This is a genomic window from Escherichia sp. MOD1-EC5189 (assembly GCF_002966045.1).
GTDB lineage: Bacteria > Pseudomonadota > Gammaproteobacteria > Enterobacterales > Enterobacteriaceae > Escherichia > Escherichia coli_F.
On the sequence record NZ_PTRX01000001.1, the window covers coordinates 169,418 to 194,834 of the forward strand.

A 25,417-nucleotide genomic window follows, 5' to 3' on the forward strand; every position below is an offset into this window, starting at 1 on the left:
CATTAGCGTAGCGTGCAGCCCGTACTGTGCATGTGGGCAAATGGGCGAATAACGATGAGAATGGGCCAAATTACACATTGGCGCAACTAGCGTAAATGCACGCCGCTTCGCCGTCCGGCCACCAGAATAGCCTGCGATTCAACCCCTTCTTCGATCTGTTTTGCTACCCGTTGTAGCGCCGGAAGATGCTTTTCCGCTGCCTGTTCGATGGTCATTGCGCTTGCCATATACACCAGATTCAGACAGCCAATCACCCGTTGTTCACTGCGTAGGGGCACGGCAATGGAGGCGATCTTCTCTTCCTGATCCCAGCCACGGTAGTTCTGTCCGTAACCCTCTTTGCGTGCGCGCGCCAGAATGGCTTCCAGCTTTAACGGTTCCCGTGCCAGTTGATAGTCATCACCGGGGCGGGCGGCTAACATTTCGATTAACTCCTTGCGTTCTTGTTCCGGGCAAAAGGCCAGCCAGGTCAGTCCCGAGGCGGTTTTCAGGAGCGGTAAACGCCGTCCGACCATTGCCCGGTGAAAAGATAAACGGCTGAAACGGTGGGTGGTTTCGCGTACCACCATTGCATCAACATCCAGCGTGGACACATCTGTCGGCCATACCACTTCGCGCAACAGATCGCCCAGCAGCGGGGCTGCCAGTGCAGAAATCCATTGTTCGTCACGAAATCCTTCGCTTAATTGCCGCACTTTGATGGTCAGACGAAAACTGTCATCGGAGGTACTGCGCCGGACATATCCCTCTTCCTGCAGCGTTTCCAGCAGTCGCCGCACAGTGGTGCGATGCAGGCCGCTGAGCTCCGCCAGCAGCCCGACGCTGGCACCGCCATCGAGTTTATTTAACATATTTAATAACATTAGACCGCGGGTTAAGCCGCGCACGGTTTTGTATTCCGTCTGCTCATCTTTCTGCATATTAATTGACATTTCTATAGTTAAAACAACGTTGTGCACTTGGTGCACACTCAGGCATGTTTCGATTGTAGCCGAAAACACCCTTCCTATACTGAGCGCACAATAAAAAATCATTCACATGTTTTTAACAAAATAAGTTGCGTTGAACTGTGCGCGCAACGGCATTTTGTCCGAGTCGTGAGGTACTGAAATGGCAATACAACACCCTGACATCCAGCCTGCTGTTAACCATTGCGTTCAGGTGGCGATCGCTGGTGCCGGTCCGGTCGGGCTGATGATGGCGAACTATCTCGGCCAGATAGGCATTGACGTGCTGGTGGTGGAGAAACTCGATAAGTTGATCGACTATCCACGCGCGATTGGAATTGATGACGAGGCGCTGCGCACCATGCAGTCGGTTGACCTTGTCGATAATGTTCTGCCGCACACTACGCCGTGGCATGCGATGCGTTTTCTTACCCCAAAAGGCCGCTGTTTTGCTGATATTCAGCCAATGACCGATGAATTTGGCTGGCCGCGTCGTAACGCCTTTATTCAGCCGCAGGTCGATGCGGTGATGCTGGAAGGGTTGTCGCGGTTTCCGAATGTGCGCTGCCTGTTTTCCCGCGAGCTGGAGGCCTTCAGCCAGCAAGATGACGAAGTGACCTTGTATCTGAAAACGGCAGAAGGGCAGCGGGAAACGGTCAAAGCCCAGTGGCTGGTAGCCTGTGACGGTGGAGCAAGTTTTGTCCGGCGCACCCTGAATGTGCCGTTTGAAGGTAAAACCGCACCAAATCAGTGGATTGTGGTGGATATCGCCAACGATCCGTTAAGTACGCCGCATATCTATTTGTGTTGCGATCCGGTGCGCCCGTATGTTTCTGCGGCTCTGCCTCATGCGGTACGTCGCTTTGAATTTATGGTGATGCCGGGCGAAACCGAAGAACAGCTCCGCGAGCCGCAAAATATGCGCAAACTGTTAAGCAAAGTGCTGCCTAATCCGGACAACGTCGAGTTGATTCGTCAGCGTGTCTACACCCACAACGCGCGACTGGCACAACGTTTTCGTATTGACCGCGTACTGCTGGCGGGCGATGCCGCACATATCATGCCGGTGTGGCAGGGGCAGGGCTATAACAGTGGTATGCGCGACGCCTTTAACCTCGCCTGGAAACTGGCGTTGGTTATCCAGGGGAAAGCTCGCGATGCGCTGCTCGATACCTATCAACAAGAACGTCGCGATCACGCCAAAGCGATGATTGATCTGTCGGTGACGGCGGGCAACGTACTGGCTCCGCCGAAACGCTGGCAGGGTACGTTACGTGACGGTGTTTCCTGGCTGCTGAATTATCTGCCGCCAGTAAAACGCTACTTTCTCGAAATGCGCTTCAAGCCGATGCCGCAATATTACGCCGGTGCGCTGGTGCGTGAAGGCGAAGCGAAACACTCTCCGGTCGGCAAGATGTTTATTCAGCCGAAAGTTACGCTGGAAAACGGCGACGTGACGTTGCTCGATAACGCGATCGGCGCGAACTTCGCGGTAATTGGCTGGGGATGCAATCCACTGTGGGGGATGAGCGATGAGCAAATCCAGCAATGGCGCGCGCTGGGTACTCGCTTCATTCAGGTGGTGCCGGATGTGCAAATTCATACCGCGCAGGATAACCACGACGGCGTGCTGCGCGTGGGCGATACGCAAGGTCGCCTGCGTAGCTGGTTCGCACAACATAATGCTTCGCTAGTGGTGATGCGCCCGGATCGCTTTGTTGCCGCCATCGCCATTCCGCAAACTCTGGGTAATACGCTGAATAAACTGGCGTCCGTGATGACACTCAACCGCCCTGATGTCGACGTTTCTGTCGAAAAGGTAGCCTGATATGCACGCTTATCTTCACTGTCTTTCCCACTCGCCGCTGGTAGGGTATGTCGACCCGGCGCAAGAAATACTTGATGAGGTCAATGGCGTGATTGCCAGTGCCCGCGAGCGTATTGCGGCCTTCTCCCCTGAACTGGTGGTGCTGTTTGCGCCAGATCATTACAACGGTTTTTTCTATGACGTGATGCCACCCTTCTGTTTAGGCGTTGGGGCGACGGCAATTGGTGATTTCGGCAGTGCGGCAGGAGAGCTTCCTGTGCCTGTGGAGTTGGCGGAGGCTTGTGCGCATGCCGTCATGAAGAGCGGGATTGATCTTGCCGTTTCTTACTGTATGCAGGTGGATCATGGGTTCGCCCAGCCGCTGGAGTTCTTGCTCGGTGGGCTGGATAAGGTGCCGGTCCTGCCTGTATTCATCAACGGTGTCGCCACGCCGCTACCTGGTTTTCAGCGTACCCGCATGTTGGGTGAAGCCATTGGACGTTTCACCAGCACGCTGAATAAGCGCGTGCTGTTCCTGGGTTCCGGTGGGCTTTCCCATCAGCCGCCGGTGCCAGAACTGGCGAAAGCGGATGCCCATATGCGCGATCGTCTGTTGGGTAGCGGGAAAGATTTGCCCGCCAATGAGCGCGAAATGCGCCAGCAACGGGTGATTAGCGCCGCTGAGAGGTTTGTTGAGGATCAGAGAACTCTGCATCCGCTCAACCCGATTTGGGATAACCAGTTCATGTCTTTGCTGGAGCAGGGACGCATACAGGAACTGGATGCCGTCAGTAACGAAGAGCTTTCCGCCATTGCAGGAAAGTCGACACATGAAATCAAAACCTGGGTCGCTGCTTTTGCCGCTATTTCTGCGTTTGGCAACTGGCGTAGCGAAGGGCGTTATTACCGCCCGATCCCGGAGTGGATTGCCGGATTTGGCTCGTTAAGCGCCAGAACAGAGAACTGAATATGCAGGAGAAGATGATGAGTTATCAGCCACAAACCGAAGCCGCCACCAGCCGTTTTCTGAATGTAGAAGAAGCGGGTAAAACGCTGCGCATCCATTTTAATGACTGCGGTCAAGGCGACGAAACCGTTGTCCTGCTGCACGGCTCCGGCCCGGGGGCTACGGGCTGGGCGAACTTCAGCCGCAATATCGATCCGCTGGTAGAAGCTGGTTATCGGGTGATCCTGCTGGATTGTCCTGGTTGGGGTAAGAGCGATTCGATCGTTAACAGTGGTTCGCGATCGGATCTCAATGCGCGCATCCTGAAAAGCGTGGTGGATCAACTGGATATCGCCAAAATCCACCTGCTGGGCAACTCGATGGGCGGCCACAGTTCTGTGGCGTTCACCCTTAACTGGCCGGAGCGCGTCGGCAAACTGGTGCTGATGGGCGGCGGTACAGGTGGCATGAGTTTGTTTACGCCGATGCCAACTGAAGGCATTAAGCGACTGAATCAGCTTTATCGCCAGCCGACTATCGAAAATCTGAAGCTGATGATGGATATCTTCGTTTTCGATACCAGCGATTTGACTGACGCCCTGTTTGAAGCGCGCCTGAATAATATGCTGTCGCGTCGCGATCACCTGGAAAACTTCGTTAAGAGCCTGGAAGCCAATCCGAAACAGTTCCCGGATTTTGGCCCACGTCTGGCGGAAATCAAAGCGCAAACTCTGATTGTCTGGGGGCGTAACGACCGTTTTGTGCCGATGGACGCAGGGCTGCGTCTGCTTTCTGGCATCGCCGGTTCTGAGCTGCATATCTTCCGCGACTGTGGTCACTGGGCTCAGTGGGAACATGCCGACGCTTTCAATCAACTGGTACTGAATTTCCTCGCACGTCCTTAAGGAACGGTCATGACGAAGCATACTCTTGAGCAACTGGCGGCGGATTTACACCGCGCCGCAGAACAGGGCGAAGCGATTGCGCCGCTACGCGATCTGATTGGTATTGATAACGCTGAAGCGGCCTACAGCATTCAGCACATAAATGTGCAACATGACGTCGCGCTGGGGCGTCGCGTTGTGGGGCGTAAAGTGGGACTGACGCATCCGAAAGTGCAGCAACAACTGGGGGTTGATCAACCGGATTTCGGAACATTATTTGCCGACATGTGTTATGGCGATAACGAAACCATTCCTTTTTCCCGTGTTCTGCAACCTCGTATTGAAGCAGAGATCGCACTGGTGCTAAACCGCGATTTACCCGCAACGGATATTACCTTCGACGAACTGTATAGCGCCATTGAATGGGTGCTTCCGGCGCTGGAAGTGGTGGGCAGCCGCATTCGCGACTGGTCGATTCAGTTTGTCGATACCGTGGCAGATAACGCCTCCTGTGGGGTATATGTCATCGGTGGTCCGGCGCAACGTCCGGCAGGGTTAGATCTGAAAAACTGCACTATGACGATGACGCGTAATAACGAAGAGGTTTCCAGCGGGCGCGGCAGCGAATGTCTGGGGCATCCACTTAATGCCGCCGTCTGGCTGGCACGCAAAATGGCCAGCCTGGGTGAACCGCTGCGCGCCGGAGATATCATTCTTACCGGGGCATTAGGTCCGATGGTGGCGGTAAATGCGGGCGATTGTTTTGAAGCCCATATCGAAGGCATAGGTTCAGTTGCTGCGACATTTTCAAACGCAGCCCTAAAAGGAAGTCTGTCATGAGTAAGCGTAAAGTCGCCATTATCGGTTCTGGCAACATTGGCACCGACCTGATGATTAAAATTTTGCGTCACGGTCAGCATCTGGAGATGGCGGTGATGGTCGGCATTGATCCTCAGTCCGACGGTCTGGCGCGTGCCAGACGTATGGGCGTCGCTACCACCCATGAAGGGGTGATTGGGCTGATGAACATGCCTGAATTTGCTGATATCGATATAGTGTTTGATGCGACCAGCGCGGGCGCACATGTGAAAAACGATGCCGCTTTGCGCGAAGCGAAACCGGATATTCGCTTAATCGACCTGACGCCAGCTGCCATCGGCCCTTACTGCGTGCCGGTCGTTAATCTCGACGCAAACGTCGATCAATTGAACGTCAACATGGTCACCTGCGGCGGCCAGGCCACCATTCCGATGGTAGCGGCGGTTTCACGCGTGGCGCGTGTTCATTACGCCGAAATCATCGCTTCTATCGCCAGTAAATCTGCTGGCCCTGGCACGCGTGCCAATATCGATGAATTTACGGAAACCACCTCGCGAGCCATTGAAGTCGTAGGCGGCGCGGCAAAAGGGAAGGCGATTATTGTGCTTAATCCGGCAGAGCCGCCGTTGATGATGCGCGACACGGTGTATGTATTGAGCGATGAAGCTTCACAAGATGATATCGAAGCCTCAATCAATGAAATGGCTGAGGCGGTGCAGGCTTACGTACCGGGATATCGCCTGAAACAGCGCGTGCAGTTTGAAGTTATCCCGCAGGATAAACCGGTTAATTTACCGGGCATTGGTCAGTTCTCTGGGCTGAAAACGGCGGTCTGGCTGGAGGTCGAAGGCGCAGCGCATTATCTGCCTGCCTACGCAGGCAACCTCGACATTATGACTTCCAGTGCGCTGGCGACAGCAGAAAAAATGGCCCAGTCACTGGCGCGCAAGGCAGGAGAAGCGGCATGAACGGTAAAAAACTTTATATCTCGGACGTCACGTTGCGTGACGGTATGCACGCCATTCGTCATCAGTATTCACTTGAAAATGTCCGCCAGATTGCCAAAGCACTGGACGATGCCCGCGTGGATTCGATTGAAGTGGCCCACGGCGACGGTTTGCAGGGTTCCAGCTTTAACTATGGTTTCGGCGCACATAGCGACCTTGAATGGATTGAAGCGGCGGCGGATGTGGTGAAGCACGCCAAAATCGCGACGTTGTTGCTGCCAGGAATCGGCACTATTCACGATTTGAAAAATGCCTGGCAGGCTGGCGCGCGGGTGGTTCGTGTGGCTACGCACTGCACCGAAGCTGATGTTTCCGCTCAGCATATTCAGTATGCCCGCGAACTCGGAATGGATACCGTTGGCTTTCTGATGATGAGCCACATGACCACGCCAGAGAATCTCGCAAAACAGGCAAAGCTGATGGAAGGCTACGGTGCGACCTGTATTTATGTGGTGGATTCTGGCGGTGCGATGAACATGAGCGATATCCGTGACCGTTTCCGCGCCCTGAAAGCGGTGCTCAAACCGGAAACGCAAACCGGCATGCATGCTCACCATAACTTGAGTCTTGGCGTGGCGAACTCTATCGCGGCGGTGGAAGAGGGCTGTGACCGCATCGACGCTAGCCTCGCGGGGATGGGCGCGGGTGCAGGTAACGCACCGCTGGAAGTGTTTATTGCCGCCGCGGATAAACTGGGCTGGCAGCATGGGACCGATCTCTATGCGTTAATGGATGCCGCTGACGACCTGGTGCGTCCGTTGCAGGATCGTCCGGTACGTGTCGACCGCGAAACGCTGGCGCTGGGATACGCTGGTGTTTACTCAAGCTTTTTGCGTCACTGTGAAACGGCGGCGGCGCGTTATGGTTTAAGCGCGGTGGATATTCTCGTTGAGCTGGGTAAACGCCGGATGGTCGGCGGCCAGGAGGATATGATCGTCGACGTGGCGCTGGATCTGCGCAACAACAAATCATGTTGACTGCTGGCAACGTGCATTTTGTATACCCATCCCAGGCCTGATAAGACGCGTCAGCGTCGCATCAGGCAATGGCGCACGACTGCCGGATGCGGCATAAACGCCTTATCCGGCCTACGGATGGCGCGGGAATTTGTAGGCATGATAAGACGCGTCAGCGTCGCATCAGGCATCTGTGCACGACTGCCGGATGCGGCGTAAACGTCTTATCCGGCCTACGGATGGCGCGGGAATTTGTAGGCATGATAAGACGCGTCAGCGTCGAATCAGGCAATGGCGCACGACAGCCGGATGCGGCATAAACGCCTTATCCGGCCTACTTTCGTCCGTAGGCAGTCATTAAATGGTTTTGATTACGCGGCTGGCAATGTATCAGCCGCGATTCACCTGCATTCGCAACGAGGTTCATCTTATGTCGACTCGTACCCCTTCATCATCTTCATCCCGCCTGATGCTGACCATCGGGCTTTGTTTTTTAGTCGCTCTGATGGAAGGACTGGATCTTCAGGCGGCTGGCATTGCGGCGGGTGGCATCGCCCAGGCTTTTGCACTCGATAAAATGCAAATGGGCTGGATATTCAGTGCCGGAATACTCGGTTTGCTACCCGGCGCGCTGGTTGGCGGAATGCTGGCGGACCGTTATGGTCGTAAACGCATTTTGATTGGTTCAGTTGCACTGTTTGGTTTGTTCTCGCTGGCAACGGCTATTGCCTGGGATTTCCCCTCACTGGTCTTTGCGCGGCTGATGACCGGTGTCGGGCTGGGGGCGGCGTTGCCGAATCTTATCGCCCTGACGTCTGAAGCGGCGGGGCCACGTTTTCGTGGAACGGCGGTGAGCCTGATGTATTGCGGGGTTCCCATTGGCGCGGCGCTGGCGGCGACACTGGGTTTTGCCGGGGCAAACTTAGCCTGGCAAACGGTGTTTTGGGTAGGTGGCGTGGTGCCGTTGATTCTGGTGCCGCTGTTAATGCGCTGGCTGCCGGAGTCGATGGTGTTCGCTGGCGAAAAACAGGCTGCGCCGCCGCTGCGTGCGTTATTTGCGCCCGACACGGCAACCGCAACGCTGCTGCTGTGGTTGTGTTATTTCTTCACTTTGCTGGTGGTCTACATGTTGATCAACTGGCTACCGCTGCTTTTAGTGGAACAAGGATTCCAGCCATCGCAGGCGGCAGGGGTGATGTTTGCACTGCAAATGGGAGCGGCGAGCGGAACATTAATTTTGGGCGCGTTGATGGATAAACTGCGACCCATGGCCATGTCGCTACTGATTTATAGCGGCATGTTAGCTTCGCTGCTGGCACTGGGAACGGTATCGTCATTTAGCGGTATGTTGCTGGCGGGATTCGTCGCAGGGTTGTTTGCAACAGGTGGGCAAAGCGTTTTGTATGCATTGGCTCCGTTGTTTTACAGTTCGCAGATCCGCGCAACCGGCGTGGGAACCGCCGTGGCGATTGGGCGTCTGGGTGCCATGAGCGGCCCGTTGCTGGCAGGGAAAATGCTGGCATTAGGCACTGGCACGGTTGGCGTAATGGCCGCATCTGCGCCGGGTATTCTTGTTGCTGGATTAGCGGTGTTTATTTTGATGAGTCGAAAATCACGAATGCAGCCGTGCGCTGATGCCTGACGCGCCTTATTAAGCCGGGGCGAAAGGGACTTGCCCCCAATACACCTACGGCGTTTACAGGTATACTCGCTAAAAATTATTCAGCGGGTTTGGAAACAAAGATGGCAAAACTTACCTTACAAGAGCAGTTGCTCAAAGCAGGATTAGTCACCAGCAAAAAAGCGGCGAAGGTCGAGAGAACGGCGAAAAAATCGCGCGTTCAGGCGCGTGAAGCTCGGGCGGCGGTAGAAGAAAATAAAAAGGCACAGCTTGAGCGTGATAAACAGCTTAGCGAGCAGCAAAAACAAGCGGCACTGGCGAAAGAATATAAAGCTCAGGTGAAGCAACTTATTGAAATGAACCGGATCACCATTGCCAATGGCGATATCGGTTTTAACTTTACCGATGGCAATCTGATTAAGAAGATTTTTGTCGATAAGCTCACACAAACGCAGTTGATTAATGGTCGTCTGGCGATTGCACGTTTGCAGATCGATAACAATAGCGAAGGTGAATACGCCATTATTCCCGCCAGCGTTGCCGATAAAATTGCTCAGCGTGATGCCAGCAGTATTGTGTTGCACAGCGCGCTCAGCGCCGAAGAGCAGGATGAAGACGATCCGTATGCCGACTTCAAAGTGCCTGATGATTTGATGTGGTAAACATAGATAAGTCGTGCGCAGATGCCTGATGCGACGCTGACGCGTCTTATCATACCTACGGCTCATGGGCGAAATGTAGGCCGGATAAGGCGTTCACGCCGCATCCGGCAGTTGTGCGCAGATGCCTGATGCGACGCTATGCGCGTCTTATCATGCCTACGGTTTATGGGCGAAATGTAGGCGGATAAGGCGTTCACGCCGCATCCGGCTGGCGTGCGCGGATGCTCAACGCATATTCAGTTTATTGGCGTGGTAGGCAATATGCTCGCCAATAAAACTGGAGACAAAATAATAGCTGTGATCATAACCCTCGTGATAACGGATTAACGTTTTGATATTCATCTCCTGGCAGATCTTTTCAAAATTTGGAGTCCGCAGCTGTTCTGCGTAAAAATCATCACTCAACCCCTGATCAACCATGATTTCCGCAATGCGTTGACCTTGTGAAATAAGGCTCACCGGATCGTAATCCAACCAGGTTTCTTTATTTTCACCAAGATACGCGGCAAAGGCTTGTTGTCCCCACGGTACTTGCGATGGGGAGACAATGGGCGAAAATGCCGAGACGCTGACATATTCATCTGGGTTACGTAACGCCAGCACCAGTGCGCCCAGACCGCCCATTGAATGACCCGCGATTGACTTTCTTTCCGTTGCCGGAAAATGTTGCATCACTAAATCCGGCAGCTCGCTGCGGATATAGTCATACATTTTGTAATGTTCACTCCACGGCGCTTGCGTCGCGTTCAGATAAAAACCGGCACCTTGTCCGAGATCGTAACGGTCAGCATCGGCGACATGACTGCCTCGCGGACTGGTGTCTGGCGCAACAACAATAATGTTGTGCTCAGCCGCGTAACGCTGCATCCCCGATTTAGTAATGAAATTCTGCTCGTTACAGGTCAGGCCCGAAAGCCAGTACAGCACTGGCAATTTTTCACTTGCGGCTTTAGGTGGGAGATAGACCCCGACATTCATTTCACAATTAAGTGATTGGGAATAATGCCGATATACATTCTGCCAGCCGCCAAAGCTAGCATGTTTTTCAATGAGTTCCATCAGCCATTATCTCATGGTTAATTCCCCGGACAGCTGCCCGGGGACGGTATTACGAACCTCGTCTGAACTGGACGAGGCAAAATCAGCGGGAAATTAGTAACGAATTACGGTTCGAATGGATTTGCCTTCATGCATCAGATCAAAGGCGTCATTAATTTCATCCAGGCTCATGGTATGCGTTACAAACGGTTCCAGATCGATATCGCCTTTCATCGCATCTTCAACCATACCCGGTAACTGGGAACGACCTTTCACGCCGCCAAACGCGGAACCTTTCCATACGCGACCGGTGACCAACTGGAATGGACGGGTGGAGATTTCCTGACCGGAACCCGCGACCCCGATGATCACCGACTGACCCCAGCCGCGGTGAGCACTTTCCAGCGCCGCACGCATCACGTTGACGTTACCGATGCACTCAAAGGTATGGTCGATACCCCATTTGTTGATATCCAGCAGGACATCTTTAATCGGTTTGTCGTAGTCATTCGGGTTAATGCAGTCGGTAGCACCGAAACGACGCGCCAGATCGAATTTCTTCGGGTTAGTGTCGATAGCGATAATCCGTCCCGCCTTCGCCTGACGAGCCCCCTGAACTACTGCCAGACCAATCGCGCCAAGACCAAACACGGCAACAGAATCACCTGGCTGGACATTAGCAGTGTTATGCACCGCGCCAATGCCAGTGGTCACGCCACAGCCCAGCAGGCAGACGTGTTCATGGTTTGCTTCTGGATTAATTTTGGCCAGAGACACTTCCGCAACCACGGTGTATTCGCTGAATGTAGAGCATCCCATGTAGTGATAAAGCGGCTGCCCGTTGTAAGAAAAACGGGTGGTGCCGTCTGGCATCAGGCCTTTACCCTGGGTTTCGCGAACCGCAACGCAGAGGTTGGTTTTGCCGGAACGACAGAACTCACACTCGCCGCACTCTGCGGTATAAAGCGGGATCACATGGTCGCCAGGTTTGACGCTGGTTACGCCTTCACCGACTTCAACCACAACGCCGGCCCCTTCGTGACCGAGAACTACCGGGAATACACCTTCCGGGTCATCGCCGGAGAGGGTAAATGCGTCGGTATGGCAAACGCCGGTATGGGTGACTTTAATCAGCACTTCACCTTTTTTCGGTGGTGCAACGTCAATTTCAACGATTTCCAGCGGTTTACCGGGAGCAAATGCAACGGCAGCACGTGATTTCATCTCTCGCTCTTCCTCAATATGGTAATAGATTCAGCTATTTAAGATAGGCACGAACCAGTTCAATAGTGTCGTCAACGGATTGGCTGACTTCGCGGCTGTAGCAGTCATTTCGGTCAAACGTTTCCCGGATATGGCTTTCAAGCACTTCTGCCATCAGCCCGTTAGCCGCGCCCCGAACGGCAGCGATCTGTTGGAGTATGGCACGGCATTCGGCATCACCCTCCAGCGACCGTTCCAGAGCATCAATTTGCCCCCGAATACGACGAACTCGAGTAAGGACCTTTTTCTTCTCTTCCGGAGTACTGGGCATTTCGCACCTCATCATCTGCACGCAATATACTATAGGGGGGTATGCTATATGTCAATGCATACCCCCCTATAGTATATAACACCGGAGAATAATTGTTGTCCGACGTCTAAACAGGTGAACGGTCCCTCAAGACAGGTTGGGACCGTTTATGTGCTATTTTTATGCCGCATCCGCTAAAACAAACATCCCGTAAGGATGGATTTCGAGGTAATAGTGCTCACCAATATCGGGCTGTAAACGGGTGGCGTTGACTTGCAATAAAATCTCCTGACCATGCCATTCTACGGTCACTTCGTACTGCGGCCCCATGTAGGCGACATGGCGAATAACACAACGCTGACTTTCTTCGCCGTGATTGCTTAAGGTGATGGCTTCCGGGCGAACGCCGACGGTGCCGCTACCTTGCGCCGGGAAATGCGCCGCGCGCGGCAGGCGATAACCGTAGATATCGACATACTCTTCGCTAAAGTTCGCCGGGAACAGGTTGGCGTCGCCCATAAAACTTGCCATAAAGCGGGAGGCGGGCTGACGATAGAGATCCTGCGGTGAACCAATCTGCATGATGTGACCTTTATTCATCACCAACACGGTGTCGGACACCGCGAAAGCTTCACTTTGATCGTGAGTCACATAGAGCGAAGTGATGTTAAATTGCTTTTGCAGCTCGCGGATTTTATCGCGCATGCTGCGACGCAGGTTGGCATCGAGGTTACTTAACGGCTCATCAAACAGCAGCACTTTAGGCTTAAGGATCAACGCACGGGCCAGAGCCACACGCTGTTGCTGACCACCGGAAATCTGGTCGACATAGCGGTCTTCGAATCCTTCCAGATCCACCATTGCTAGCGCATCTTTCACCCGCTGCTTCACTTCACTACGCGACACGCCAAGCATTTTCAGCCCATAGCCAACGTTTTCGCCCAGCGACATATGTGGGAACAGAGCGTATGACTGAAACACCATGCAGATATCGCGCTGTTGAATGGAACGATGCGTGACATCTTCGCCATCAATAAAAATTTGCCCTTCGCTCGGTTTTTCCAGCCCGGCAACCAGACGCAAAATGGTGGTTTTGCCACAGCCGGAAGGACCGAGCAGCGTCACCATTTGCCCTTGTGGGATGGTGAGATTGATATTGTCGATAACCGTATTACTGCCGAATCGTTTAGTGACGTTGCGCAGTTCCACAAAATTTTTCTGACTCATAGTGCGCTCCATTACGCCTGGTTTTTGGCTTTAGAACGGGAAATACGTGCTTCTCCGATCAGCCAGTCAAAGAGGAAAATAATCGCCAGCATCACCACGATCAGAATCGAACCATAGGCGATGGCTACGCCATATTCGCCGTCTTCAACGCGGTTAAGAATGTAGGCGGTTGCCACGCGGGTGTCCGGCGTGACGAGAAAGACGATGGCGCTGACCGTCGTGATGGCCCGCACAAAGCTGTAGATCAGGGCCGAGAGAATGGCCGGGCGCAGCAGCGGCAATAAAATGTGGGTTATGGTTCGCAGGGAACCCGCACGCAGGCTGAGTGAGGCTTCATCCAGCGATTTGTCGATCTGCCCCAGACCTGCAATCCCGGCACGAATACCCACCGGAACGTTACGCATCACCATCGAGATAATCACAATTGCCGCCGTTCCGGTGAGATAAACCGGAGCGCTGTTAAAGGCGAGAATATACGAGACGCCCGCCACCGTACCCGGTACGGCAAAGCACAGCATGGTGGTGAACTCGATGGTCTTTTTGCCTTTGAATTGTTGACGCACCACCACCCAGGCGATGAGCAGACCAAAGATAGCGGTAATGGGGGCGGCAATCCCGGCGTAGAGCAGGGTATCCAACAGTGAAGGCCACGCGCCGTCGCTCATCCCCTGACCAAATAACTTGATAAAGTTATCCAGCGTCAAGGTGTAGTCAACGCCCCAGTTCACCGTGAAGCTGCCGTAGAAAATGCTGCCATAGAGCAGGGCGTTAAAGGCAATCCATATCGCAAGTATGGCGACCACGCTCCACACCAGGGTGACCGGTAGTGGCTGGACATCGCCGCGGTAGGACTTTCCGGAAACCGTGACGTAAGAGCGTTTACCAATCCACATATACTGGACGCAGAACACCAGTAGCGAGAACAGCAGCAGGAAAGCGCCAAGGGTGCTGGCGGCCTGATAATCCAGCTGCGAGCCGGTAATGTAGAAGTAAATTTGCGTCGCCAGTACGTCGAAGTTGCCGCCAAGCACCAGCGGGTTACTGAAGTCAGCCAGTGACTGTACCACGACGATTAAAAAGGCATTGGCAAGCGCGGGCTTTAACAACGGCACAAACACACCGTTAAAGGTTTGCCAGCGGCTGGCGCGCAGGGTGTAGGAGGCTTCTTCCAGCGAGGGATGAATGGTTTTAATGGCCCCATCGAGGATCATAAAAGCCATTGGCGTAAATGCCAGGACCTGTGCCAGCCAGATCCCGGTAAAACCATACAGCCAGTTGGTGTTGGTCAGCCCAAACCACTCCACCATAAATTCCGTTATGTAGCCGGAGCGCCCCATCATGAGCGTAACGCCTAAGCCGACCACAAACGGTGGCGTGACAATTGGCAGAATGGAAAAGATGCGGCCGATTACGGCGCTGCGTTTAGCGATGCGCGTGGTATATATCGCCAGCACCAGACCGAAGAAAGTACAGCCAATACCCACCGCTATCGATAAGACGATAGAGTTGACGATCACCTGAATGATATGGGCCTGCGAGAGCACATTCATAAACGCCAGTGGGGCGAACTCTCCCGCGTCGTTGGTGAACATCGGGATAAAAATGGCGATGCTCGGCCAGACGATAAAAATGCCAATCAGCGCCACAATCGCAATCAGCGAGCCGATCACAAAGCGGTCGCCACCCAGCCATTCGAGGCGGGTTAAGGCCAGCGTCATTATCGCGCTTAATTCGATAAACAGCACGATGGCGGCGTAGCCTAGACCGCGGCCAACGATGGTGGCACTGATGACCATAAACGCTAAACAAAGCAATGCCCAGCCGGCATCAAAATAATGACGGCTGCGCTGCTCGCGTTTGGCCTCATTAAACGGGCGAACCAGCAGCAAACTCGGGAGTAAATACCACAGCCAGCTGATATTAAAATGCGACCAGCTGTACGCCTCGAGGATCTCATCACTCGTGGACTCCAGCAGACCATAATCGAGGCTCCAGCTCGGCAACAGGATAAATGCCAGCCAGCCCAGCAAAACCCAAAGGAAAATCGCATCCCGCTTTTTCGCGGGATGGAGTGCAAGTATCTGTGACATAGCAGTTCCGGTATGGTTGGCCGGGGCAGGCGTCTGTGCTGCACCCGGCAAGTGCACGCAATGCGGGTTTATTTACCCATCTTCACTTCGCTGACCCATTTATTAATTAATGCCTTACGAACATCAGTTGAACCGTATTTATCCATGTCGTAGTTGATTAATTTCAGGTCGTCGAGCTTCAGCGAGTTTGGCGACGTTTCGGCGGTGGTATTGGTCAGGATCTGATAAGACTTCCCTTTCTTCCACGCCAGTTCCTGAGCTTCTTTTGATAATACCCAGTCCACGAACAGTTTGGCGTTGTCGAGGTTGCGCGCACCTTTCAGAATGCTGACGCCGCCTATTTCGTAGCCCGTACCTTCACACGGGGAAATCAACTCCAGTGGTGCGCCCTGTTCTTTTTCCAGCGAGTAGTCATGCAGGAAACCAATACCAATCGCCGTTTCGCCGCGGGCGGCGTTACGTGCCGGGGCAATGCCTGATTTGGTGTACTGGGAGACGTTGGTGTTAAGTTGTTTTAGATAATCAAAGGCCTGATCTTCCCCCCACAGCTGCGCAAAGGTAGCCAGCGCGGTGTAGGCGGTACCGGAACTTTGTGGATCGGCAATCTGAATTTCGCCTTTATATTCAGGTTTGGTGAGATCTTTCCAGCACTTCGGCACAGGCAGGTTTTTCTCTTTCAGACGCTCTGTGTTGACGCCAAACCCGAGGATCCCCACATAAACGGCGGAGGAAAGGTTTCCTTTCACTTTTGCCGGATCGCGGAATTTTTCCATGATCTGTTCAAGGTTAGGCGATTTATATGCCTGTAACAGGCCCATCTCGCCGGCCTGCGACTGCGGGTCTAAGGTGCCGCCGTACCAGACGTCAGCCTGTGGGTTTTTCTTTTCAGCATCGACTTTTGCCAGGGTGCTACCGGAGCCGTTGCGGATAAACGAGGTTTTCACATCATATTTCTCGCCAAACGCTTTGGTTTCGGTCTCACACATTTCATTAGTGGCGCTGCAATAGACCACCAGTCGACCTTTCGCTTGTGCGGCACCCGTTAAGGTTGCCAGCGCAACGGCAGAAGCAATCAGAGTAGAGGTAAGGGGCATTTTCATTGTTTTATCCTTCGAGCGTGAGTGGTGGTGATGCCCGCCATCAGTAACGGCATCAGCAGTAAACCCATAAGTACTGCGGCGACCGAGAGTAAACTGAACATTCCTGACCAGCCGTAGCGTTCGATGACCAGCGACAACGGCCAGCCTGCCAGCGCCGCACCGAGATAGGCGAACAGGCCGAGAAATCCGGTGATTGAACCCGCCGCAGCTTTGTGTCCACATTCCACTGCCGCAAGTCCAATCAGCATTTGCGGGCCAAAGACAAAAAAGCCCACAGTAAAAAAGCACACAGCCAGAAGGGCATAGTGATGAACCGGTGCCAGCCAGAGTGCAGCGACCGACACCATCAACCCCAGGGTAAACAGCAAAATCATGGGGGCTCGCTGCCCGCTAAACAGCAAATCCGAACCCCATCCGGCAAATAACGCGCCGAGTAAGCCGCCCACTTCAAACAGCATTACCGTGGCGTTGGCGCTGAGTAGGTTGACGCCGTGGCTTTCCGTCAGCCAGATATTGCCCCAGTCGTTTAGCGCAATCCGGATCACATAAACCAGTACATAAGAGACACCCAGCAGCCAGATCATCGGATTTTGCAGCATTGTGGTGCGCAACATTTGCCACAGCCCCATCGGCGGACTTTGTTGTTCCTGACGTAATTCCAGCGGATCGTGACGCCACTGACCCACCGTCGGTAATCCCTCTTCCTGGGGTGTGCCTTTAAGCTGTAGCGTTAACCAGATCCCTAATGCCATGCTGATAATCCCCGGTGTCAGCATCGCGGCCTGCCAGCCCCACCAGTGGGCGGCAAAGGCGCTAATCAGCGGAATAATCGCTCCGCCAATGTTGATCGACATATTCCAGCAGCCCCACCAGAAACCACGTTCATTACGGGAGTACCAATGGGTCAGTAAGCGGGCACACGGTGGCCACCCCCAGCCTTGAAAAAATCCGTTCAGTGTCCAGACCACAAGCAGAAGCGTAAGTGATTCGCCAAAGGCAAACACCATGTTCAATAGCCCAGTGGCGAACAAGCCGACGCCCATAAAACCGCGTTGTCCGTGGCTGTCATGCCACAGTCCGGCGGTAAATTTCGACAATCCGTAGCTGAGATAAAACAGCGAACCCAGCAGGCCAATGTCGCCTTTATCCAGTCCGAGGTCGGTTTGCAGCGCCGGAAGGACGTAATTCACGCTTTTTCGCGTCAGATAAAATGCGGCGTAGCCAATAATCATGCACATCAGCAATCGCGGACGTAATGTCCGGTAGCATTGATTAATCTCTCTCGCTGAACGCGCGTGCATGGTCGTCTCCATGTTGCTGACTATATGAAAATGAAAGTGAAAGAGGATGAGAGAAAATCCGGGATGCCTAAGACTTTTTCCTGGTTATCCGGCGATTTGTTGCAAAAATGTGGGCAGGTTAACAATTACTCGCGTACCGTTATGTTTTTCGAGCGTTAAGTCGCCGCCCAGGGCACTGACGCGTTCACGCATCCCCTGAATGCCAAATCCGGTCATTTTCCCGCTGGCGATTCCTATACCGTTGTCGCTGACCTCCAGGTGCAATATCTCTCCCTGCTGGCGCAGAATAATCGTCACTTCGCTGGCTTCGGCGTGTTTACAGACGTTATTGAGTAACTCCTGCAATAACCGATACAGTGTAAAGCGAACCGTTTCGTTTTCTGGCGTGGTGGTTAGTTGATAGGTAAACTGGCAATGAATGCCGCGTTCACTAAAGGCAAATTCATTAATCAGATGAAGTAATGCTTCGCGGAATGTCAGTTCATCAAGCGCGGGTGGCCGCAACTGGCGCAGCAACTGGCGGGTGGAGAGATGAATGCGGCGGGCGAGTTCGTTGATTTGGCTAGCTGCGGAATGAACTTGCGTCGGATCGCGTGCCCGCGTCACCAGTTGCGACTGGATCTGAATGGCGGTAATGTTCTGACCTATTTCGTCGTGCAGCTCGCGAGCCAGGCTTTTACGCGTGTCTTCCTCGGTGTGGATCAGCTTTTCAGCCAATGCCCGCCGTGCTGCCAGTTCTGCCTCCAGTCGCTGACGGTAATGATGCAGGTTTAGCGCCAGATGTTGCTGGCGACTGATGGCAATGCCCAGGCCAATTCCCAGCAATGCCTGGGTTGCGAGAAAAATCTCCAGTTCCACCAGGTTACTAAAGCCCACGCCAATCTGGCGGGCAATAGTGATCATCATGCTGCCCAAAAGCCCCGAGAGTACGCCACCTTGCCAGCCAAATTTCCAGGCCATGACCACATTGGGTAGAAATACCACGATCAGCAGCAGGCGTTCGATTTCAGGCGACAACACCATCTGGGTGCCGATACCAATAATAAAAAATAGGCTACACCAGATGATTAAAGAGGTTCGCAAGGGGGGATTATGCGTATCGAGTCTCAGAAGCTGATAGCGATGCTGCTGGCGCAGAAACTCAAAGATGAGATAGACAAACGGCGTCAACAATACGCCGCCGGTAAATGAGGTCAGACCGGGCAGCATTATTGGGCCTGACATAAAAGGGGTTAGCATGGCTGTATTCAGCAATGAAGCTGCTGTTACTGAGGCTAACAGCAACGTCAGACGCTGCCAGTAAAGTGGAAAACGGTGCCAGACGTTTTGTGCAAGGATGGCAGGAAGCAGGCTAATAACCGGCGTTGCCAGCATGAGATAGCCGTTCAACAGTTGCTCGCTGTGCAGCCAGAACATCATCAGCAAAGGGGGGAGCACCAACGCAGGCCAGTAACGGCGAGAGAGCAAAATAAGAAGAGCGAGGTAAACTCCGTGCGGCAGAAATAACACTGCCTGTTGACCGTTATTGGTCAGATAAAAGCTGAGCGTCCACAACATCAGCCAGCCGCTTCCCCAGGCCAGCACAATAAACAGCGAAATCACCCAATGACGAAGGTTACGCGACATTAATGCCCCGCCAGCAGATGGTGGTCGAGCGCAAAATGTACCAGTTCAATGGTGCTATGGCAGTTCAGTTTTCCCAGCACATTGGCGCGATGCACATGTACCGTTTTATGACTGAGTTCGAGTTTAAAGGCGATCTCTTTAACGCTGTCTCCTTTGACCAGTAAATCAAACACTTCACGTTCTCGTGGGGTGAGAATTTCCAGCGCCTGGGCAGGTTGCCCGCCGCCGCGTAAAGCCCGAATTGCATCGGCACAGAGATAATGCCCGCCCAGCCCGACCGAGCGCACCGCCTGTACTAACTCTTCCGGCCCACAGCGTTTGGTCAAATAGCCGCTGGCACCGGCATCCAGCGCGCTTTGCACAAAGGTTGGCGCGTCATAAATGCTAAGAATAATGGCGCGAAATTGCGGTTTTTGTGCACGCAGGCGCTTAAGCAAACTGAGGCCGTTTTCGTCCGGCATGGCAATATCAATGACGGCAACATTGACGTCATCACGGATTAATGCCGACCATGCCTGTGCGGCACTACTGTACTGACCAATGACCTCCAGATCGTCTTCCAGAGAGAGTAATTGTGCGAAGCCAGAGCGCACCACCACATGGTCATCCACCAGCACTACCCGAATCATACTTTTCTTCTCTTATTATCTAATTCTCCTATCATGCATCACGGCGCGGCGCTGGCAATCTACCAGCGACAGATATGGAATGGATGTAACAAAATGGCAATAATTTGCCGGAGCGCGAACATCTTATCTGGCTTGTGAACCGGTGGGCTACGTTCGCCAAAACCGCAAAATGCGCAAACTCGCTAACCATTGCCGATTTTTTTCTAAAAACGCTTTGTTCTTAACAAGACGTTTTAATTCCTTTATCAAACTGACCCGCAACGAAATACTGCTCCCATAACAAGACAGGGGAGCAGACAATCATGGCAATTTCATCGCGTAACACACTTCTTGCCGCACTGGCATTCATCGCTTTTCAGGCACAGGCGGTGAACGTCACCGTGGCCTATCAAACCTCCGCTGAACCGGCGAAAGTGGCTCAGGCTGATAACACCTTTGCTAAAGAGAGCGGGGCGACGGTGGACTGGCGCAAGTTTGACAGCGGAGCCAGCATCGTGCGAGCACTGGCTTCTGGCGACGTGCAAATCGGCAACCTCGGTTCCAGCCCATTAGCGGTTGCAGCCAGCCAACAGGTGCCGATTGAAGTCTTCTTGCTGGCGTCAAAACTGGGTAACTCCGAAGCGCTGGTGGTGAAGAAAACCATCAGCAAACCCGAAGATCTCATTGGTAAACGCATCGCCGTACCGTTTATCTCCACCACCCACTACAGCCTGCTGGCGGCGCTGAAACACTGGGGTATTAAACCTGGGCAAGTTGAGATTGTGAACCTGCAGCCGCCCGCGATTATCGCCGCATGGCAGCGGGGAGATATTGATGGTGCTTATGTCTGGGCACCGGCGGTTAACGCCCTGGAAAAAGATGGCAAGGTGCTGACCGATTCTGAACAGGTCGGGCAGTGGGGCGCGCCGACACTGGACGTCTGGGTCGTGCGCAAAGATTTTGCCGAGAAACATCCTGAAGTCGTGAAAGCGTTCGCTAAAAGCGCCATCGATGCTCAGCAACCGTACATTGCTAACCCAGACGCGTGGCTGAAACAGCCGGAAAACATCAGCAAGCTGGCGCGTTTAAGCGGCGTGCCGGAAGGTGACGTTCCGGGGCTGGTGAAGGGGAATACCTATCTGACGCCGCAGCAACAAACGGCAGAACTGACCGGACCGGTGAATAAAGCGATCATCGATACCGCGCAGTTTTTGAAAGATCAGGGCAAAGTCCCTGCCGTGGCGAATGATTACAGCCAGTACGTGACCTCGCGCTTCGTGCAATAAAAGGAGGCGCAGATGCTGCAAATCTCTCATCTTTACGCCGATTATGGCGGCAAACCGGCGTTGGAAGATATCAACCTGACGCTGGAAAGCGGCGAGCTTCTGGTGGTTCTGGGACCGTCTGGCTGCGGCAAAACCACCTTGCTGAATCTGATTGCCGGTTTTGTGCCTTATCAGCATGGCAGCATTCAACTGGCGGGTAAGTGCATTGAGGGACCGGGCGCAGAGCGGGGCGTGGTTTTTCAGAATGAAGGGCTGTTGCCGTGGCGTAATGTGGTAGACAACGTGGCATTCGGCCTGCAACTGGCAGGTGTAGAGAAAGTACAGCGCCTGGAAATCGCGCACCAGATGCTGAAAAAAGTGGGGCTGGAAGGCGCAGAAAAACGCTATATCTGGCAGCTTTCCGGCGGTCAACGTCAGCGGGTAGGGATTGCCCGCGCGCTGGCGGCAAATCCCCAGCTGTTATTACTCGACGAACCGTTTGGCGCGCTGGACGCCTTCACCCGCGACCAGATGCAAACCCTGCTGCTGAAACTCTGGCAGGAGACGGGCAAGCAGGTGTTGTTGATTACCCACGATATAGAAGAAGCAGTGTTTATGGCAACCGAACTGGTTTTGCTTTCACCCGGCCCAGGCCGCGTGCTGGAGCGGCTGCCGCTCAACTTCGCCCGCCGCTTTGTTGCCGGGGAACCGAGCCGCAGCATCAAGTCCGATCCACAATTCATCGCCATGCGCGAATATGTTTTAAGCCGCGTATTTGAGCAACGGGAGGCGTTCTCATGAGTGTGCTCATTAATGAAAAACTGCATTCGCATCGGCTGAAATGGCGCTGGCCGCTCTCGCGTCAGGTGACCTTAAGCATTGGCACGTTAGCGGTTTTACTCACGGTATGGTGGGCAGTCGCGGCGCTGCAACTGATTAGCCCACTGTTTTTGCCGCCACCGCAACAGGTACTGGCAAAACTGCTCACCATTGCCGGGCCGCAGGGATTTATGGATGCCACGCTGTGGCAGCATCTGGCAGCCAGCCTGACGCGCATTTTGCTGGCGCTACTCGCGGCGGTGTTGATCGGTATTCCGGTCGGGATCGCCATGGGGCTAAGCCCGACGGTGCGCGGCATTCTGGATCCGATAATCGAGCTTTATCGTCCGGTGCCGCCGCTGGCTTATTTGCCGCTGATGGTGATCTGGTTTGGTATTGGTGAAACCTCGAAGATCTTACTGATCTATTTAGCGATTTTTGCACCTGTGGCGATGTCGGCGCTGGCGGGGGTGAAAAGCGCGCAGCAGGTTCGCATTCGTGCCGCTCAGTCGCTGGGGGCCAGCCGCACACAGGTACTGTGGTTTGTTATTTTGCCCGGTGCGCTGCCGGAAATTCTCACTGGATTACGCATTGGTCTGGGTGTGGGCTGGTCTACCCTGGTGGCGGCGGAGTTGATTGCCGCGACGCGCGGTTTGGGTTTTATGGTCCAGTCAGCGGGTGAATTTCTCGCGACTGACGTGGTGCTGGCGGGGATCGCGGTGATTGCGATTATCGCCTTTCTTTTAGAACTGGGTCTGCGCGCGTTACAGCGCCGCCTGACGCCCTGGCATGGAGAAGTACAATGAGTGAACGTCTGAGCATTACCCCGCTGGGGCCGTATATCGGTGCACAAATTTCGGGTGCCGACCTGACGCGTCCGTTAAGCGATAATCAGTTTGAACAGCTTTACCATGCGGTACTGCGCCATCAGGTGGTATTTGTGCGTGAACAAGCCATTACACCGCAGCAGCAACGCGCGCTGGCCCAGCGTTTTGGCGAACTGCATATTCATCCTGTTTACCCTCATGCCGAAGGGGTTGAGGAGATCATCGTACTGGATACTCATAACGATAATCCGCCGGATAACGATAACTGGCACACCGATGTGACATTTATTGAAACGCCACCCGCAGGGGCGATTCTGGCGGCGAAAGAGTTACCCTCGACTGGCGGCGATACGCTCTGGACCAGCGGCATTGCGGCCTATGAGGCGCTCTCTATTCCCTTCCGCCAGCTGTTGAGCGGGCTGCGTGCGGAGCATGATTTCCGTAAATCGTTCCCGGAATACAAGTACCGCAAAACCGAGGATGAGCATCAACGCTGGCGCGAGGCGGTCGCGAAAAATCCACCGTTGCTCCATCCGGTTGTGCGAACGCATCCGGTGACCGGTAAACAGGCGCTGTTTGTGAACGAAGGTTTTACCACACGAATTGTTGATGTCAGCGATAAAGAGAGCGAAGCCTTGTTAGGTTTTTTGTTTGCCCATATCACTAAACCGGAGTTTCAGGTGCGCTGGCGCTGGCAACCGAATGATATTGCGATTTGGGATAACCGCGTGACTCAGCACTATGCCAATGCGGATTACCTGCCACAGCGGCGGATTATGCATCGGGCGACGATTCTTGGGGATATTCCGTTTTATCGGGCGGGGTGAGGGGGAAATGCCGGGTTGGATAACCCGGCATAATGATCATTAACGCAGAATCTTCTTCTCAGCCAAATCCAGCGCAAAGTAGCTGAAAATCAGATCCGCACCCGCACGCTTAATCGAACCTAAACTTTCGAGCACCACTTTCTCTTCATCTATAGCACCCGCCAGCGCGGCGAACTTAATCATCGCGTACTCACCGCTCACCTGATACGCACCAATCGGCAATTCAGTACGCTCACGCAGCTCACGCACGATGTCGAGGTACGCTCCGGCTGGTTTAACCATCAGGCAGTCTGCGCCCTGGGCTTCATCCAGCAGTGACTCACGAATCGCCTCGCGACGGTTCATTGGGTTCATCTGATAACTTTTGCGATCGCCTTTTAATGCACTTCCCGCCGCTTCACGGAACGGACCATAAAAGGAAGAGGCGAACTTGGTCGAATACGACATAATCGCCGTATCTTTAAAGCCCGCAGCGTCCAGCGCCTGGCGAATCGCCTGTACCTGACCATCCATCGCGGCAGAAGGGGCGATGAAGTCTGCGCCTGCAGCAGCTGCAACCACGGCTTGCTTGCCTAAATTTTCCAGAGTCGCGTCGTTGTCGACGCCATGCTCGCACAGAACACCGCAGTGACCGTGAGATGTGTATTCACAGAAGCAGGTGTCTGACATGACGATCATTTCTGGCACGGTCTGCTTGCAGATGCGCGACATACGCGCCACCAGTCCATCTTCCCGCCAGGCATCGCTGCCGGTTTCATCGGTATGGTGAGAGATGCCGAAAGTCATCACGGAACGAATACCGGCGTTGGCGATGCGTTCAATTTCGCGTGCCAGATGTTTCTCTGGAATGCGCATCACGCCTGGCATGGCTTCAACGGCTTTGTAGTCGTCAATTTCTTCTTCAACAAAGATCGGCAACACCAGGTCGTTAAGGCTAAGTGTTGTCTCTTCAAACATAGCGCGCAGCGCAGGAGATTTGCGCAGGCGACGAGGGCGTTGGATTAGGTCTGTCATGGTCTGCCTGATGTTTGTGGAATTAAGGTGCACAGTATACCTGAAGCGGGGCAGGAGTGTTTTACGAAAGTTGTCGTGATGTTGATAAGAAGAGAATGAATGAGAGGTCAGGACATCTTTGTAATAGAAATAGCAATAAATTTATATTCATTGAAAATATTTTTAATTTTTATTTATAGCTATAGATTATTGTTTTTGGGGATTTGGTGACGTTTTCAAAAAGTGAATAACGTAAAGTTCATTGCTTATTGATACATTATTTGTCTGGTTTGGTTGTTTTATATTTTTATGGTCTATGTTTTAAAATTGGTGCTTTCATTAACCTATTGAAATAATGTATTTTTGTTATTTATTTCTTTATGTGTGTTCACGTGCTTTATATATGTCCGCAATCGGACTTAGGGGAAAGAATAATTGAACCATTCCTCTATAACGCCGCATAATCGTAAACGCGAAACATAATATGTTTTCTATGCATTGATAATTGATGGATCAACTTATTACGTCCCTGAG

At 53.4% G+C, this 25,417-nt stretch carries 23 protein-coding genes; 12 read left to right on the forward strand and 11 right to left on the reverse strand.

Translation table 11 applies throughout. From position 1 onward, the window contains the following. Positions 1–86: 86 nt before the first annotated feature. Positions 87–920 carry a DNA-binding transcriptional regulator gene (locus tag ATB02_RS00870; protein WP_032183403.1) on the reverse strand — a complete coding sequence of 278 codons (834 nt, stop codon included), beginning with the start codon at positions 918–920 and terminating at the stop codon, positions 87–89. Positions 921–1,110: 190 nt separating this feature from the next. Here ATB02_RS00870 and ATB02_RS00875 point away from each other — a divergent pair, with 190 nt between their 5' ends. The 8 genes from ATB02_RS00875 to ATB02_RS00910 all read left to right on the forward strand — a co-directional run bounded on the left by ATB02_RS00875 (position 1,111) and on the right by ATB02_RS00910 (position 9,649). Then, the gene (locus ATB02_RS00875; protein WP_105270938.1) at positions 1,111–2,775 is read left to right on the forward strand and encodes a bifunctional 3-(3-hydroxy-phenyl)propionate/3-hydroxycinnamic acid hydroxylase; all 1,665 of its coding nucleotides are present in this window, start codon (positions 1,111–1,113) and stop codon (positions 2,773–2,775) included. 1 nt (position 2,776) lies between these two features. Beyond that, entirely contained in the window at positions 2,777–3,721 is a 945-nt protein-coding gene (gene mhpB / locus ATB02_RS00880; protein WP_000543449.1) for a 2,3-dihydroxyphenylpropionate/2,3-dihydroxicinnamic acid 1,2-dioxygenase, read from the forward strand. A gap of 17 nt (positions 3,722–3,738) precedes the next feature. Beyond that, on the forward strand, positions 3,739–4,605 hold the full coding sequence (gene mhpC, locus ATB02_RS00885; protein ID WP_000121898.1) for a 2-hydroxy-6-oxonona-2,4-dienedioate hydrolase: 867 nt from the start codon (positions 3,739–3,741) through the stop codon (positions 4,603–4,605). 9 nt (positions 4,606–4,614) lie between these two features. After that, the gene (gene mhpD / locus ATB02_RS00890) at positions 4,615–5,424 is read left to right on the forward strand and encodes a 2-keto-4-pentenoate hydratase (RefSeq protein ID WP_105270939.1); all 810 of its coding nucleotides are present in this window, start codon (positions 4,615–4,617) and stop codon (positions 5,422–5,424) included. Further along, a complete protein-coding gene (gene mhpF / locus ATB02_RS00895; protein ID WP_000044306.1) occupies positions 5,421–6,371 on the forward strand; it encodes an acetaldehyde dehydrogenase in 951 nt (316 codons plus the stop codon). The genes mhpD and mhpF overlap by 4 nt, the downstream gene beginning before the upstream one ends. Continuing rightward, on the forward strand, positions 6,368–7,387 hold the full coding sequence (gene mhpE / locus ATB02_RS00900) for a 4-hydroxy-2-oxovalerate aldolase (RefSeq protein ID WP_001013508.1): 1,020 nt from the start codon (positions 6,368–6,370) through the stop codon (positions 7,385–7,387). The genes mhpF and mhpE overlap by 4 nt, the downstream gene beginning before the upstream one ends. Positions 7,388–7,796: 409 nt before the next feature. Further along, a complete protein-coding gene (mhpT, locus tag ATB02_RS00905) occupies positions 7,797–9,008 on the forward strand; it encodes a 3-(3-hydroxy-phenyl)propionate transporter MhpT (protein ID WP_105270985.1) in 1,212 nt (403 codons plus the stop codon). A 101-nt stretch (positions 9,009–9,109) separates the two neighbouring features. Further along, entirely contained in the window at positions 9,110–9,649 is a 540-nt protein-coding gene (locus ATB02_RS00910; RefSeq protein ID WP_001096712.1) for a DUF2058 domain-containing protein, read from the forward strand. Positions 9,650–9,874: 225 nt separating this feature from the next. Here ATB02_RS00910 and fghA read toward each other — a convergent pair whose 3' ends face one another. From fghA to ATB02_RS00955, 9 genes are all read right to left on the reverse strand, one after another. Continuing rightward, positions 9,875–10,708, reverse strand: coding sequence for an S-formylglutathione hydrolase (gene fghA / locus ATB02_RS00915; protein ID WP_105270940.1), 834 nt, complete (start codon positions 10,706–10,708; stop codon positions 9,875–9,877). 93 nt (positions 10,709–10,801) lie between these two features. Continuing rightward, positions 10,802–11,911 carry an S-(hydroxymethyl)glutathione dehydrogenase gene (gene frmA / locus ATB02_RS00920; RefSeq protein WP_000842112.1) on the reverse strand — a complete coding sequence of 370 codons (1,110 nt, stop codon included), beginning with the start codon at positions 11,909–11,911 and terminating at the stop codon, positions 10,802–10,804. 34 nt (positions 11,912–11,945) lie between these two features. Next, a complete protein-coding gene (frmR, locus tag ATB02_RS00925; RefSeq protein ID WP_001141271.1) occupies positions 11,946–12,221 on the reverse strand; it encodes a formaldehyde-responsive transcriptional repressor FrmR in 276 nt (91 codons plus the stop codon). A gap of 159 nt (positions 12,222–12,380) precedes the next feature. Next, positions 12,381–13,427 carry a ferric ABC transporter ATP-binding protein gene (gene fbpC / locus ATB02_RS00930; RefSeq protein ID WP_000078830.1) on the reverse strand — a complete coding sequence of 349 codons (1,047 nt, stop codon included), beginning with the start codon at positions 13,425–13,427 and terminating at the stop codon, positions 12,381–12,383. Positions 13,428–13,438: 11 nt separating this feature from the next. Then, entirely contained in the window at positions 13,439–15,517 is a 2,079-nt protein-coding gene (locus tag ATB02_RS00935) for an ABC transporter permease (protein ID WP_105270941.1), read from the reverse strand. A gap of 68 nt (positions 15,518–15,585) precedes the next feature. Next, entirely contained in the window at positions 15,586–16,617 is a 1,032-nt protein-coding gene (locus ATB02_RS00940) for an ABC transporter substrate-binding protein (RefSeq protein ID WP_000783756.1), read from the reverse strand. Continuing rightward, entirely contained in the window at positions 16,614–17,930 is a 1,317-nt protein-coding gene (gene uhpC / locus ATB02_RS00945; protein WP_077756934.1) for an MFS transporter family glucose-6-phosphate receptor UhpC, read from the reverse strand. Before uhpC ends, ATB02_RS00940 begins: the two co-directional genes overlap by 4 nt. A 72-nt stretch (positions 17,931–18,002) precedes the next feature. Then, positions 18,003–19,544 (reverse strand): MASE1 domain-containing sensor histidine kinase, encoded by a 1,542-nt coding sequence (locus tag ATB02_RS00950; protein WP_105270942.1) that lies wholly within the window; start codon positions 19,542–19,544, stop codon positions 18,003–18,005. Beyond that, positions 19,544–20,173 carry a response regulator transcription factor gene (locus ATB02_RS00955; RefSeq protein WP_000621915.1) on the reverse strand — a complete coding sequence of 210 codons (630 nt, stop codon included), beginning with the start codon at positions 20,171–20,173 and terminating at the stop codon, positions 19,544–19,546. The genes ATB02_RS00950 and ATB02_RS00955 overlap by 1 nt, the downstream gene beginning before the upstream one ends. A 302-nt stretch (positions 20,174–20,475) precedes the next feature. Between ATB02_RS00955 and tauA the strand changes: the two genes are divergently transcribed. Genes tauA through tauD form a run of 4 tightly spaced genes read left to right on the forward strand, consistent with a single transcriptional unit; the run spans position 20,476 to position 23,890 of the window. Continuing rightward, the gene (gene tauA / locus ATB02_RS00960) at positions 20,476–21,438 is read left to right on the forward strand and encodes a taurine ABC transporter substrate-binding protein (RefSeq protein WP_001018415.1); all 963 of its coding nucleotides are present in this window, start codon (positions 20,476–20,478) and stop codon (positions 21,436–21,438) included. A gap of 12 nt (positions 21,439–21,450) precedes the next feature. Further along, positions 21,451–22,218, forward strand: coding sequence for a taurine ABC transporter ATP-binding subunit (tauB, locus tag ATB02_RS00965; protein ID WP_039021002.1), 768 nt, complete (start codon positions 21,451–21,453; stop codon positions 22,216–22,218). Beyond that, on the forward strand, positions 22,215–23,042 hold the full coding sequence (gene tauC / locus ATB02_RS00970; protein WP_032302536.1) for a taurine ABC transporter permease TauC: 828 nt from the start codon (positions 22,215–22,217) through the stop codon (positions 23,040–23,042). Before tauB ends, tauC begins: the two co-directional genes overlap by 4 nt. Then, positions 23,039–23,890 (forward strand): taurine dioxygenase, encoded by an 852-nt coding sequence (tauD, locus tag ATB02_RS00975; protein WP_105270943.1) that lies wholly within the window; start codon positions 23,039–23,041, stop codon positions 23,888–23,890. The genes tauC and tauD overlap by 4 nt, the downstream gene beginning before the upstream one ends. Before the next feature lie 39 nt (positions 23,891–23,929). Here the strand turns inward: tauD and hemB are convergent, their stop codons facing one another. Further along, positions 23,930–24,904, reverse strand: coding sequence for a porphobilinogen synthase (gene hemB, locus ATB02_RS00980; RefSeq protein ID WP_001295337.1), 975 nt, complete (start codon positions 24,902–24,904; stop codon positions 23,930–23,932). Between the last annotated feature and the right edge of the window lie 513 nt (positions 24,905–25,417).